This window comes from Kitasatospora sp. NPDC023176 (assembly GCF_055560495.1).
Genome location: NZ_JBVHIP010000019.1, coordinates 154,546 through 168,136, shown reverse-complemented (window position 1 = coordinate 168,136; position 13,591 = coordinate 154,546). Strand labels below are relative to the sequence as shown.

The following is a 13,591-nucleotide window of genomic DNA, read 5'->3' as shown; positions in this document are numbered from 1 at the left end:
GGCTGGTCGGACTGGGAGTCCACCGGCGGCGGCCCCGCCAACAGCGAGATCGGACTCGGCAAGGCCCCCGACGGCCGACTCGAGGTCTTCGCCCTGAACGCCACCACCTTCCAGCACCAGTGGCAGACCGCCGTCAGCGGCGCCTGGTCCACCTGGGAGACCTTCGGCGGCGGCGGCCACGACCTCACCGTCGACCACAACCAGGACGGCCGCCTCGAAGTCTTCGCCTCCGGCCCCACCGGCGTCTACCACAAGTACCAGACCAACCCCACCACCTGGTCCGACTGGGAAGCCGCCGGCGGACCCGCCGACTCCCAACTGACCAGTGAGCGTTCGCCGGACGGCCGGGTGGAGGTGTTCGCCATGAACGCCGGCACCGCGCAGCACCTCTGGCAGACCGGCGTCAACGCGCCGTACGGCCAGTGGGAGACCTTTGGCGGCGCCGGCACCGAGGTGGTCGCGGCGACCAACGCCGACGGCCGGATCGAGGTGTTCGGCACCAGCAGCGCCGGCGTCTACCACAAGTGGCAGACCGGATTCTCCACCTGGTCCGACTGGGCCTGGCTCAACACCACCGCCGGACCCGCCGTGCCCTGACGGTCCGTCCGAAGCACGACCGGGTCCGCGGCCGGCGGGCGGGAGCGCGAGTGCCCCCGCCCGCCGGCCGTTCACCCCGTCCGCCCCTCCCCCGACTCTCCGACCTCCCCCGTCACGTGGCGTGCACCACCATACGGTTTATTGTCATGCTCAAGGAGGTAACGTTGGTCCGTCTGGCCACCACCGGCAGACGGAACGCGGCAACGGGGGAGCAGTGCGCGGGACGGAGGAACGGTGAGCGGGATTCTCGTCCACCTGCCGGCGGGGAACGGCGACGACGCGGTGACCCTGCGGCTTGGTCCGGGGGAGCGGGCGCGCTTCGGCCGCGGCTCCGCCCGTACGCCGGTCGAGCTCCGGCTCGGCGACGAGACGGTCTCCCGGCTCGCCGGCGAGATCCACGCGACCGACGACCACTGGCAGTTGAGCAACCTCAGCGACACCCACGCCTACCTGGTGGAGAACCCGGAGGGCGCCGGCGAGTACCTGCGGGTGCCGCCGCGGCGGATCGGGGCGCCGATCCCGTTCGAGTTCTCCCGGGTGGTGCTGCCCTCGCGACGGGAAACGCCGCTGTCCTTCCAGGTGTTCGCGCCCGACCACGTCTACCTGGACGCCCACGCGCTCGGCCGCGGCTCCTGGGAGAGCCGCACCATGACGGCCTACTCGCTGGACGAGACCGCCACCTACTTCCTGGTCCTGGTCGCGCTCTGCGAGCCGTGGCTGCGCGACCGCTCCCCCGCCGCCGTGCCCACCACCCCCCAGGTGGTCGAGCGGCTGCGCCTCCACCCCGCCTGCACCCGGCTCACCGCCCGCGCGGTCAGCTCGCACCTCGACTACCTCGCCGACGAGAAGCTCCGCATCGACCTGCCCGACGGCGCGGGCCGCGCGGACCGGCGCAACGGCAAGCGCGAGGCCGTCGTCGGGCTCGCGCTGAAGTTCGGCATCGTCCGCGAGGAGCACCTCGCGCTGCTGCCGCGCCCCGAAGCCGCCGAACCCGGACGGTAGGAGGGGGCTTCGATGGTGCACGACCCGTCCTGCCACGGGGACGGTGAGGACCTGCTGCCACCCGGCCACCGGGTCGGCGACTGGACCGTCACCGAGCCGATCGGCGAAGGCGGCTGGGCGACGGTCTACGCCGCCCGCCGAGGCGACGGGACGACCGGCACGGACGGCCCGGACGGCAAGGACGGCCCGGACGGCCCGGACGGCGAGGACGGCACGGTCGCCCTCAAGGTGCTGCCGACCGCCGGACTCGCCCCCCGCCAGGCCCGTCAGGTCACCGAAGCCGCCCGCCGTGAGGCCGAGTTGGGCCGCACCGCGCCGCACCCCCGGCTGGTCCGCCTGCTCGACACCCTCGTCCTGGCCGCCCCCGACCACCCCGCGCTCGACGGCGCCATCGTCCTGGTGATGGAACGAGCCCGGTGCACCCTGCGCGACCTGCTCGCCACCGGCGTCGACGAGGCCCAGGGCGCCCGGATCATCGCCGGCATCTGCGAGGGACTGGCCCATCTGCACCGCTCCGGCTGGGTCCACACCGACCTCAAGCCCGAGAACGTCCTGATCGGCCGGAACGGCGAGGTCCGCCTCTCCGACTTCGGCCTCGCCATCGAACTCACCGGCACCCACGGCCACTCCGCCCCCATGGGCACCCCCGATTACCTCCCGCCGGAACGCTGGAACGCGCCGCTCGGCGCGGACGGCGTCAAGATCCGGACCACCGCCGACATCTGGGCGCTCGGCATCGTGATCCACGAGGTGTTCGCCGCCGGCGTCCCGCCCTTCCCCGGCGCGACCCCCACCGCCCGCAGCGCCGCCGCCCAGCAGTACGCCGAGGGCCGCGCGGCCCTGCGGCTGGCCCCGGTCGTCCCACCGTTCTGGCGCGCCCTCGCCGCCGACTGCCTCGCCCCCACCCACGCCGCCCGCGCCCCGCACACCGCCGAGAGCCTGCTCGCCCGGATCCGCGCCCACCGCCCGGGCCGCCGCCCACGACCGCGCACCGCCCTGCTGGTCCTCGCCGCCTGCGTCACGGCCGCCGTGACCGCCACCGCCACCGTGCTCTGGCCGCACCCCGCTCCGGCCCGGCAGCCGGCCGGACTGGCGACCGAACGCGCGGCTCACATCAAGGTGTTCAACGCCGAACGCAGCTGCCAGGACCGCGCCGACCGCGACCCCCAGTGCAGCCTCGGCCTCGCCGTCGACCCGCTGCGCCCGTACACCGCCGACAACGTCATCCCCACCCGCGTCTGGCACGACGACGTCCTCGACGCCGACTGCCAACTCACCTCCGGCCTCCCGATCATCGACGAGGAGGACCGCGCCTCCACCCTCTGGTACCGGATCCGCCTCCCCGGCCCCGCCACCGCCTGGCTCCCCGCCGTCCGCACCAAGGACCGGCCCGGCCTGGTCGGCTGCCCCTGACCAGGTAGCCCGGACCGGGTAGCCCGGACCGGGCCGCGTGACCAGGCACCGCTGACAGGTACCCCTGACCGGGCCCCGCCCCCTGACCAGGCGCGCGTGACCTGGTGCCCGTGGCGCGGACCGTCGTCCGCGCGCCTCCGGATCGTTCCGGATTCCGTGCCCTGAGCCCCCGTCACTACCGTCGACCGCGTCCGCCGGACCGGCCGGCCCGGAGTCCAGGGAGCAGCAATGCCGACGACCGCCACCACCCGCCGGCCGAGCACCGCCGTGCTCGGGCCCCAGGAGCGCGAGGTGCTCCGCGCGGTCGGCTGCGGCCTGCGGGACGACGAGATCGCCGCCGCCCTCGCCATCGCCGAGGACGCCGTGGCCGGACAGCTCGCGCGGATCCTCGGGAAGCTGGGGCTGCGCGACCGGGCCGCCGCCATCGTCCACGCCTTCGACTGCGGGCTGGTCTCCCCCGGCCGCGGCCCCCGCACCCGGGTGGGAGGCCCGGTGCCGCAGCACACCGCCCGGCGGGGCGCCGGGCCGAAGGTGCAGATCTCCCTGCTCGGACCGCTGCGGGCCTGGCAGGACGGGCGGCCGCTCGACCTGGGGCACCTGCGCCAGCAGGCCGTGCTGGCGGCGCTGGCGCTGCGCGCGGGGCGGACCGTCAGTCAGCAGGAACTGCTGGACGGTGTCTGGGGGTTGGAGCCGCCGGTCACCAACGTGGTGCCGGTCCACATCTACCGGCTGCGCAAGACCCTGCGCATCGGGGACAGCCCGGAGTCGGTGATCGAGCGCGATCGGTGCGGCTACCGGCTGGTCTCCGGCGCGGCCGAGGTGGACCTGGTGCGGATGGAGGGTCTGGTCACCGACGCCGGCACGGCCCATCGGGCGGGCGACCCGGCCGAGGCGGTCCGCCTCTGTGCCCAGGCGCTGGACCTGTTCCGCGGGGAGCTGCTGGCCGGCCTGCCCGGCCCGCTCGCCGAGCTGGAGCGGTTGCGGCTCGCCGAGCGCCGGATCGCCGTCGCGCAGCGGAAGGCGGAATGGCAGCTGCAGCTGGGTCAGTACGCCGGGGCGATCGCCGAGCTGTTCGCCCTGTCCGCGGAGCACCCCCTGAACGAGCCGGTGGCCGCGCTGCTGATGGGCGCGCTGTACCGGTGCGGTCGGCAGGCCGATGCCTTGGCGGTGTTCGACCGGGCCCGCCGCCGGCTGGCCGACGACCTGGGGGTGCCGCCGAGCCGGATGCTGCGGCGGACGTACCAGATGATCCTGCGCGGGGACGAGGCCGGCCTGGGCCTCACCGCGGTCGCACGGTGAGGCCCAGGCCGGCGGGGGTGTCACGGTCACTGGGGTGTCACGGTCGCCGGGGTGTCGTGGTCAGGAGGCGAAGGCCCGCTCCAGCCGGGGGATCAGATCCCTGAGGTCCTGTTCCCAACAGCCGCCGTTGTGGCCGCCGTTGCACCGGGTGCCCCAGGTGGAGCCGTCGCCGTAGTCGACGTAGTAGTAGGGCATGCCCAGGGCGTCCATGTGGTCCTTGACGTGCTTGGAGGCGCCTTCGAGCCAGAACTCCAGGTCGGTGGGCACGCCGCGGCCGTTGCCCACGTAGACGGAGACGCCGACTCCGGCGAGCTTGTCCATGTGCTGCGACGGGTCGGCGGCGTTCCACCGCCAGTCCGCGTTGAACACCGGGTAGGGCGTGCCGAACAGGGCGTCGCTGTCCACGCCGGGCTTGTACGGGTCGTTGCCCGGGTCGCCGCAGAATCCGGAGGCCGAGCCGCAGAGCGCGCCCTGCGCGTCGATGAGGGAGGCGACGACGGCCAGCCGCAGGTCCATCGAGTCGGCCGACAGGTCGATGTCTCCGGACAGGGACGCGGTCTGGCTGAACAGTTCGGGGCGGTCCTGGGCGTAGTGGAGGGCCCCGAAACCGCCCATGGAGACGCCGGCGACGGCCCGGCCCTTCTTGGTGGCGACGGTCCGCAGGTTCGCGTCGATGAACGGGATCACCTGGTCGAGGTGGAAGTTCTCCCAGTTCTGGGCGCCGAGCTGGGTGTTCTGGTTCAGCCAGTTGGTGTACCAGCCCCGGGCGCCGCCGTCCGGGATGACGGTGATCATCGCGTTCGAGCTGGTCAGCGCCGGGTAGTTCTGCTGGACGGGGTCGTCGGGCGAACCGTGCAGGAAGTACAGCACGGGGTAGCGCCTGGCCGGGTCGTCGTAGTAGCCGCTCGGCAGGATGATCTTGATGTGGTGCTTGCCGGTGACCTCGGGCGTGGTCACGGTGAGGTAGAAGTCGGTCGGTCCGCCCACAGCCGGTTCGACCTGGGTCAGGCCGAACCTGTCCGCCATCGGCGGCGGCGCCCCGGTGCCGCCGGCGGCCCGTGCCGTACCCGCCGTCGTGGCCGTCGCCACGACGGCGGCCAGCAGGGCCACCACCGTGCGCCATCGACTCCATGGACTCGTCACGGTGTTCCCCCTCGTGGGTGTCGTGGTTGCGCGGCGTGGGGCCATCAGTCCAGCACCTTGGTCTCCAGGGCCGGTGAGGCCGCGATCTGGTCCTCGGTGTACCGCTCGGTCACCCACTGGCCGGCCGAGAACAGCTTGGTCTGGTCCGAGAAGTGCGGCGAGTTCGGGTTGGCCGACTGGGAGTAGGTCAACAGCGAGGCGGATTGCGGCGGGCCGTCGGCGGTGAAGCTCGTCTGCTGGATGAAGCTGGAGCCGAAGGTGACGTCCGGCTTGCCGTCGACCGTGCCGAACGTGACCACGTTCAGCACGCCCAGTTCGTGGATCGACCCGTGGATCGGGATCTGCTCGCCGTTGCGGGTGATCTTCTGGGAGTCCGACAGCGGCGCGTTCAACGGGATGCCCGCGTTGCGCAGCGCCAGGACGGCCCGGGCCAGCGAGTTGCGGACGGCGTCGTTCCCGGCGTCCAGCGAATTGGGCGTGTGCACCGGGTCCTTGGGGTCGAACGGGACCTTCCACGGCAGTTTCTCGATCGCCTGCCCGTTGCCCAGGAGGTACCAGAAGTTCTCGAACAGCAGTGAACCCCGGCTGTCCGCACTGAACTTGTGGTTCCAGGCGGCCAGGATCGGGCAGGCCTCGCTGATGTTGACCAGGTTTCCGTCCACCAGGACGAGCCCGAACGGCGCGCCCTGGCAGGCGCTCACCGTGGCGTTGAGGCCCAGGTCGGCCGCCCTGCCGTTGTCGGCGAACAGCAACTGCCGCATGTTCTCCGGGGTGAAGCCCCGGCCGGGCAGGCCGTCATTGCCGTCGATCCGGTTCCGCGCGGTCTGGATCAGTTCCTGGGTGCGCAGCGTCCGGGGCGTCGCGCTGTCGCCCATCACCCGGGGGAAGGCCAGCGGCTGGTCCGGATTGGCCAGCCAGGCGCTGTCGTTGGCGTTGCCCACGAAGTCGGACCGGATCAGCCGCGGCTGCTTGTGCGGGTCGAGCAGGCCCGGCGCGACGGCGTTCGGGTCGTTCGGCCAGTCGCACTCGCTGCGTTTGCCGTCGAAGATGGAGATCGGCGGCACGTTGGGCAGCCGCAGTACCTGGTTGAACAGCGCCTGGCCGGTCAGGGTGAGGCAGGACTGGGCGTGCTCGTCGGTGATGTTCGGGGCGGCCTGGATGTCCGCGTACAGCGCGTTGCCCTTGCGGTCGGTGGCGACGGTGTTGAAGAAGGGCACGCCCTCGGTGGTCTCCAGGGCGTTCACCACGTCGTTGACGTCCTTGGCCCGGTCCAGGTGGAACCAGGTGTTCAGGGCCCGAAGGTTGTCCATGTTGGCGTCGCGCACGGCGTGGGCGCTCACCACCCAGGGCAGCGGGTAGCCCTGCATCGCGGTGGTGATGGGGCCGTAGCGGGTGGACCAGAGCGTCCTGGTGACCCGGCCGATGGAGCCGTCCGGGTTCCGCACGTCGACGCCGACCTGCTGGGAGGTCATCGGCGTCCAGACGCCGTCCACCAGGTAGTTGGTCGGGTGCAGCGGGTCCACCTGTACGTCGAACAGCCCGAACGGGGCCACCGTGGCGACCGTGTGGCTCCAGGCGACGTCGTCGGTGTGGCCGATGTTCACCGCGGGGAGTCCGAGCAGGCTGGCCCCGGAGACGTTGAACTTGCCCGGGATGGTCAGCTGGCTCTGCCACATCCGGTTCTTGCCCTGCCACGGGAAGTGCGGGTTGGCCAGCAGCATGCTGGTGCCGGTGCCCGGGGACACCCCCTGCGAGCCGACCGCCAGGGCGTTGCTGCCCATGGCGCCCTGCTGATGGCTGGCGGCGATGGCCTCGCTGATCTTCGCCGCGGTCTCCTCCGGGGAGGCCGCCGGGGCGGCCGGCGCGGCGGCCGGCGCGGCGGCGGCCGAGGCCCCCGGGGGCGTGGCGTTCACCTCGCCGTCCAGCAGCGGGTCGGCGACGCCCATGATGATCTCGGCGTGGGCGTGCCGGTAGACGTCCAGCTCCGTGATCGGCCGCACCCAGGCCGCACCGCGGCAGGCCGGGTCGGAGATGTTGTTCACACCGGTCTCGGCCAGGTACCGGTTGTACCCCTGGACGTAGCCGCTGATGGCCTCCTTGACCTCCGGCTCCGGCCCGTTGGGGGCGGGCTGGGCGAGCAGCCGCTCCACCACCTGGTTGTCGTTGATCCGCTGGAAGTACAGGTCGCTGTTGAGGTTGGTGGTGGTGTTCTGGTTCTGGCCGGGGCTCGTCCTGCCGTCGGGCCCCAGGTAGCGGGACCGCTGGGCGTTGACCATCAGGTAGGTGTCGGCCAGGGTGCAGATGTTGTCCTTGGCCGCGGCGTACCCGTAGCCCTCGCCGATCCCCCCGAGGGTCGAGGCGATGATGTGCGGGATGCCGTACTCGGTGTAACGGATCGTCGGCTTGTCCGGCCCCGATGCGGCGGTGGCGGTGGCGGCCGGTGCCCCGACCGCCGCCATGGTGCCCATCAGTGCCATCGCGGCCATGACCGCGACCGGCAGCCTCTTCCGGTGTTTCCTCCGTGCCATCGGGCCGTCCTTCCCCTGTCGGTCCGGGCGTTTGACTGAACGCGGCCAGGCTAGGGAGGGCCGATGACAACCCGATGAAGCGGTCGCCCGCCCGGGGGGGCGCTCGTCGGCCGGGCGGTGGCCGACGAGCGCACCGTGGTTACGCGGGGTACCAGGCGCCGTTGTACCAGACCTCGTTGGCGCTGTCGTTGTGGTGATCCATGTTGAAGTCTTCGGGGTAGTTGTGGATGTGGTTGTACGGGTAGGTCCAGATGCCGGCGGACTCGTCGCAGACGTAGTCCCAGTGGCAGATCGTCTTGACCGGGATGTTGCCGAAGAACTTGTCGGCACCGGCGAGCGGGGCGCCGATGATGCCGCCGAACGGCACCGCCCCGCCGTTGGCGCCGGGCGGGCCCTGGCGCTTGGGGTCCGCGATCAGGATGGCGTTGACGTTGCCGAAGCTCTGCCAGTTCTCGGTGACCCAGACGTGCACCACGCCGGCCCCCAGGGAGTACCCGGCCATCTTGACGTGCTGGTCCGGACAGGCGGCGCGCTGGTCACGGACCAGCCGGTTCAGCTCGTTGACGCCCGCCCGGGTGCTCGCCCCGTTGGGGATCTGGGTGGGGTAGCCGACGTGCTGCTGGATGTTGCCGGTGAAGCCGTCGTTGTTCCACGAGCTGCCGGTGCCCCCGACGACGATCGTGTAGGTGCCGTCGCACGGGGCCGCCACGCGTTCGGTGGCCGCCTGCGCCGCCGCCCCCTGCGCCGCCGTCAGCCCGACGGTCAGCAGGAGTCCGGCTGCCGCGGCCACCATCTTTCGTGCTCGCATTCAATCCTCCCAAGGCAGTTGGCCCACCCGTCCGCTGTCCGACGCGGTACGCGGTCGACCGAGGTCACCCGATGACCGTCGCAGCGACCGATGACATCCCGATGAAGTCCCCTCTCCGGCCCCGGCCGCCGCCCGCCCCGGCCACCCGGCACCAGCGCGCCCCACTCACCCCACTCACCCCACTCGCCCGACTCACCCGACTCGCCCGACTCGCCCAGGAGTCGCTCCGGTCGCCTGTGATCCGTGTTCCGGGTGCGGTCAGCGGCGGCCGAGGGAGCGGTAGGTCCAGCCGGCGGTGCGCCAGGTGTGGGGGTCCAGGACGTTGCGGGCGTCGACGATGGCGCGGGTGGCGACCAGGCGGCCCAGGGCGGTGGGGTCGAGGTCGACGAACTCGCGCCACTCGGTGAGCAGCAGCACGACGTGGGCGCCGTGGGCGGCGTCGGTGGCGGAGGTGGCGTAGCCGAGGTCGGGGCGGGCCTTGCGGGCGTTGTCGAGGGCCGCCGGGTCGTAGACCGAGACCTGGCCGCCCGCGCGGGCGATCGCGGTGGCGACGTCGAGAGCGGGCGAGTCGCGGATGTCGTCGGACTCGGGCTTGAAGGCGGCGCCGAGCACGGCGACCTTGCGGCCGGTGAAGGAGCCGCCGGCGAGTTCGCGGGCGTGGTCGACGGCCCGGGTGCGGCGGCGCAGGTTGACGGCGTCGACCTGGCGCAGGAACTCCAGGGACTCGCCGACGCCCAACTCCTCGGCGCGGGCGACGAAGGCCCGGATGTCCTTGGGCAGGCAGCCGCCGCCGAAGCCCAGCCCGGCGGCGAGGAAGCGCCGGCCGATCCGGTCGTCGTGGCCCAGTGCGTCGGCCAGCCGGACCACGTCGGCGCCGGCCGCCTCGCAGACCTCGGCGATCGCGTTGATGTAGGAGATCTTGGTGGCCAGGAAGGCGTTGGCGGCGACCTTGACCAGTTCCGCGGTGGCGTAGTCGGTGACCACGGTCGGGATGTCGCCCAGCGGTCCGTAGAGGTCACGCAGCAGGGCCTCGGCGCGGCCGGGGCGCACCCCGAGGACGATCCGGTCGGGGGCCAGGGTGTCCCGTACGGCGTGGCCCTCGCGCAGGAACTCGGGGTTCCAGGCGAGTTCGGCGGCCTCCCCGGCGGGTGCCAGGGCGGCGAGCCGGGCGGCCAGCCGCTCGGTGGTGCCGACCGGGACGGTGGACTTGCCGACCACCACGCAGGGCCGGTCCAGGTGCGGGGCCAGCGCGTCGACGGCGGCGTCGAGTTGGGAGAGGTCGGCGGCCCCGGAGTCCTTGCGCTGGGGGGTGCCGAGGCAGAGGAAGTGCAGGTCGCCGAAGCCGGCGGCCTCCTTCGGGTCGGTGCCGAAGCGCAGCCGCCCGGCCGCCAGGTTGCGGACCAGCAGTTCCGCCAACCCCTTTTCGTGGATGGGAAGTTCACCCTGGTTGAGGCGGCGGACCCGGTCCTCGTCGATGTCCAGTCCGAGGACCTGGTGGCCGAGTTCGGCCATGCAGGCGGCGTGGGTGATGCCGAGGTAGCCGCTGCCGATCACCGTCAGGCGGTGGGGCATGGACGGTCTCCTGTCGTTGGTGGGGGTCTGCGTGTGGGGGTGCGGGGCAGCCCTGGTCAGCCGTCGACGCGGGGCAGCCGGCGGACGGGGCGGACGGCGAGCAGGGCGAGGACGCAGCCCAGGCTGACCGCCGCGCCGAGGAACAGCAGCCGGTGCACGCCGACCAGGTCGCTGGCCGGCCCGGCGACCGCCTGGCCGAGCGGGACGGCCAGGATGGACCCGGCGATCTCGTACGCGGCGACCCGGTTGAGCTTGTCCGCCGGGATTTGGGTCTGCACCGAGGTCGCCCACTGGACGCCCCAGAACGCCCAGCCGATGCCGCTGATCAGGTAGCCGAGCATCAGCAGCGGCACCGCCGGCACCAGGGCGGCGGACAGCGGCATCAGCGGGAACAGCAGCATGGCCAGCGCCCCGCCGAACAGCGGACGGGCCGGGCGCAGCCGGATCGCGACCAGGCCGCCGAGCACGCAGCCGACACCGAAGGAGCTCTCCGCCCAGCCGAAGGCCGCCTTGCCGTGGGCGCCGATGATGGAGACCGCGCCGACCGGGGTGATCGGGCCCCAGACCGAGACGCCGAGCACCCACCAGATCAGGATCACCGACCACAGCCAGGAACGGGAGCGGAACGCCGTCCAGCCCTCGCGCAGGTTCTGCAGGGTGGAGGCGGTGCGGTCGGGCTCGATGGACGGCAGCCGCAGGGCGGCCAGGCAGAGTCCGCTGAGCACGAAGGTGGCGGCCGTCGCGGCGAACACCGAGGCCGGGGAGACCACGGCGACCAGGGTGCCGGCGATCGCCGGACCGGCCATCGTGGCGACGCCCTGACTGACCCGCAGCACGCCGTTGGCCTGCTGCGGGTCGGCGGCGACCTGCGGCACCAGGCTGGTCAGGCCCGGCTGGAACATCGCGGTGGCGAGCCCGCCGAGCACCGACCCGGCGACCAGCAGCCCCAGCGGCGGGTGGCCGAGCCAGAGGCAGACCGCCAGGCCGGCCTGGACGGCGCAGCGCAGCGCGTCCGCGGCGATCATCTGCGGCCGGGGGTGGAAGCGGTCGGCGAACACCCCGCCGAACACCACGAACAGGGCGAACGCCCCCATCCAGGCGCCCAGCGCGACGCCGACGGCGCCCACCCCGAAGCCGAGGGCGAGCATCGCCACGGTCGTCGCGACCGGGATCATGGTGTCGCCCAGCACCGCCACGGTGCGGGCAGTGAAGTAGAGCCCGAAGTTGCGGGTCCACAGGCGGGCGGGCGGGGCGGGCGGCGCGGCGAGGGTCGCGGCCATGGGGCTCCTTCGGGACGTCCGCCGGGGCGGGCGGGGTGCTCAGGGGTCGGGGCTGCTCGGCCGGCTCAGAGGTGGAGTTCGACCCGGTAGGCGCGCAGCCAGGCGTCGGTCTGCAGGGCGGTCTCCAGCGCGGCCCGGCCGACGCCCGCGACCAGGGCGTCCGCGCCGTCGCGGGCCACCGCGGCGCGCAGCCCGGGGGCGAGCAGCGGGGCGACCGGGCTGTCCCGGTCCAGCGCGACCCGGGCCAGCCGCTCCCGCAGCACCCGGTCGTAGCCGGCGTCGCGCAGGTTGGGGTACGGGGTCTTGACCCGCATCGCCACCGGTTCGGGCAGCAGGTCCTTCATCGCGGCCCGCAGCAGGCTCTTCTCCCGGCCGTCGAAGGCCTTCATCGCCCAGGGGACGTTGAAGGTGTACTCGACCAGCCGGGGGTCGGCGAAGGGCACCCGGATGTCGAGCCCGGCGTCGGCGCCGAGGCGGTCCAGGCGGTCGAACAGCACCCGGGTGTGGCGGGTGTGCGCCAGGTAGGTGACTTCGCGGTAGCGGGCCTCGACCGGGTCGTCCACCGCGTCGGCGGCGGCGATCTCGGCGACGGCGGCGCGGTGGCAGTCCCGCTCGTAGCCGGCCAGGTCGAGCTTGCCGAGCAGCCCGGCGTCGAAGACGACGTCGGTGCCCAGGAAGCGCGGGCGGCCCTCCGCCACCCAGGGGAAGGTCGGTTCGGCGATCCACCGGGGCAGCCGGTTCCAGTTGTAGCCGCCGAAGACGTCGTCGCCGCACTCGCCGGACAGCGCGACGGCGGCGTGCCCACGCGCCTCGCCGAACAGCAGCCGCAGCGAGGCGTACTGGTCGCCCTTGTTGATCGGGATGTCGTACGCGCCGAGCACCGAGGCCCGCAGCGCGGGGTCGAGCAGGTCCAGGCCGGCGAGCGAGATCTCGCCGTGCTCGGTGCCGGCGTGCTCGGCCATCAGGCGGGCGTAGTGGTGGTCCTCGTTGCCCTGGGCGGCGCCGTCGGCGCCCGGCTCCTGGTCGTTGACGGCCAGTGAGCGGATCGGGCCGCGGCCCTGGCGGCGGGCCCGGGCGGCGGCCAGGGCGGTGAGCGAGCTGGAGTCCAGGCCGCCGGAGAGCAGCGAGCAGGGCAGGTCCCCGCCGTCCAGGTGCGGGGCGACCGCGGCCTCCAGCAGGGCCCGGACGGTGTCGACGGTGGTGTCCAGGTCGTCGGTGTGCCCGGCGACCCGCAGCTGCCAGTAGCGCCGCTCGCTCGCACCGGAGCGGCCGACGCGCAGCAGCGCGCCGGGCAGCACCTCGCGCAGGCCCCGGAAGACCGCGTGGCCGGGCACCCGGGCGACGGAGAGGATGTCCCGCAGGCCGTCGGCGTCCAGGGCGGGCCGGAAGCCGGGGTGGGCGAGGACGGCCTTGGGCTCGGAGCCGAACAGCACGCCGTCCGGGGTGGTCGCGTAGAACAGCGGCTTGACGCCCATCCGGTCGCGGACCAGCAGCAGTTCCTCGCGGCGGGGGTCCCACAGGGCCAGCGCGTAGCCGCCCTCGATCCGGGTGACGAAGTCCTCGCCCCAGGCCAGGTAGGCCTGGAGGACGGCCTCGGCGTCGCCGCCGGTGACGGCGCGGTGCCCGGCGGCGGTGAGCCGGTCGCGCAGCTCGCGCGGGTTGGTGAGGTGGCCGGCGAAGGAGAGGACGGCCCGCGGGCCGGTGTCGCCGGGGGCGGTGAGCGGCTGCGGGTGCGGGTCGCGGGCGGTGCGGCGGTGGCCGAGGGCGGCGTGGGCGGAGCTCCACAGGCCCTCGCCGTCCGGCCCGCGCCGGGCCAGTGCGGTGGTCATGGCCCGGACGACGTCCTGCCCGTCCGCGGTGTCACGGGAGAAGTCGACCCAGCCGGCTATGGCGGACATGCGGTACTCCAGGGGGTGCGGGGGTGGTGTGCGGGTGACAGGTGCCGCGCG

General features: G+C 73.4%; 10 protein-coding genes. 4 read left to right on the top strand and 6 right to left on the bottom strand.

Annotated elements, in window-relative coordinates; genetic code table 11:
* The 4 genes from ACZ3YL_RS24865 to ACZ3YL_RS24850 all read left to right on the top strand — a co-directional run.
* A partial coding sequence (locus tag ACZ3YL_RS24865; protein ID WP_465659893.1) for a DUF8189 domain-containing protein occupies nt 1-597 on the top strand: 597 nt, incomplete at its 5' end.
* A gap of 234 nt (nt 598-831) precedes the next feature.
* Nucleotides 832-1,599 carry a serine/threonine protein kinase gene (locus tag ACZ3YL_RS24860; RefSeq protein WP_188307748.1) on the top strand — a complete coding sequence of 256 codons (768 nt, stop codon included), beginning with the start codon at nt 832-834 and terminating at the stop codon, nt 1,597-1,599.
* A gap of 12 nt (nt 1,600-1,611) precedes the next feature.
* Complete coding sequence (locus ACZ3YL_RS24855) at nt 1,612-3,012, top strand: serine/threonine-protein kinase (RefSeq protein ID WP_465659892.1); 1,401 nt, start codon at nt 1,612-1,614, stop codon at nt 3,010-3,012.
* Between the two features lie 228 nt (nt 3,013-3,240).
* Nucleotides 3,241-4,311 carry an AfsR/SARP family transcriptional regulator gene (locus ACZ3YL_RS24850; RefSeq protein WP_188305793.1) on the top strand — a complete coding sequence of 357 codons (1,071 nt, stop codon included), beginning with the start codon at nt 3,241-3,243 and terminating at the stop codon, nt 4,309-4,311.
* 60 nt (nt 4,312-4,371) lie between these two features.
* Here ACZ3YL_RS24850 and ACZ3YL_RS24845 read toward each other — a convergent pair whose 3' ends face one another.
* From ACZ3YL_RS24845 to asnB, 6 genes are all read right to left on the bottom strand, one after another.
* Entirely contained in the window at nt 4,372-5,454 is a 1,083-nt protein-coding gene (locus ACZ3YL_RS24845) for an alpha/beta hydrolase (RefSeq protein ID WP_465659891.1), read from the bottom strand.
* A 44-nt stretch (nt 5,455-5,498) separates the two neighbouring features.
* The gene (locus tag ACZ3YL_RS24840; RefSeq protein ID WP_465659890.1) at nt 5,499-7,982 is read right to left on the bottom strand and encodes a penicillin acylase family protein; all 2,484 of its coding nucleotides are present in this window, start codon (nt 7,980-7,982) and stop codon (nt 5,499-5,501) included.
* A 139-nt stretch (nt 7,983-8,121) separates the two neighbouring features.
* Nucleotides 8,122-8,790, bottom strand: coding sequence for a cutinase family protein (locus ACZ3YL_RS24835; RefSeq protein WP_188305796.1), 669 nt, complete (start codon nt 8,788-8,790; stop codon nt 8,122-8,124).
* A 258-nt stretch (nt 8,791-9,048) separates the two neighbouring features.
* Nucleotides 9,049-10,362 (bottom strand): UDP-glucose dehydrogenase family protein, encoded by a 1,314-nt coding sequence (locus ACZ3YL_RS24830; RefSeq protein WP_465659889.1) that lies wholly within the window; start codon nt 10,360-10,362, stop codon nt 9,049-9,051.
* A gap of 56 nt (nt 10,363-10,418) precedes the next feature.
* Complete coding sequence (locus tag ACZ3YL_RS24825) at nt 10,419-11,642, bottom strand: MFS transporter (protein ID WP_465659888.1); 1,224 nt, start codon at nt 11,640-11,642, stop codon at nt 10,419-10,421.
* Nucleotides 11,643-11,707: 65 nt separating this feature from the next.
* A complete protein-coding gene (asnB, locus tag ACZ3YL_RS24820) occupies nt 11,708-13,540 on the bottom strand; it encodes an asparagine synthase (glutamine-hydrolyzing) (RefSeq protein ID WP_465659887.1) in 1,833 nt (610 codons plus the stop codon).
* Nucleotides 13,541-13,591: the final 51 nt, after the last annotated feature.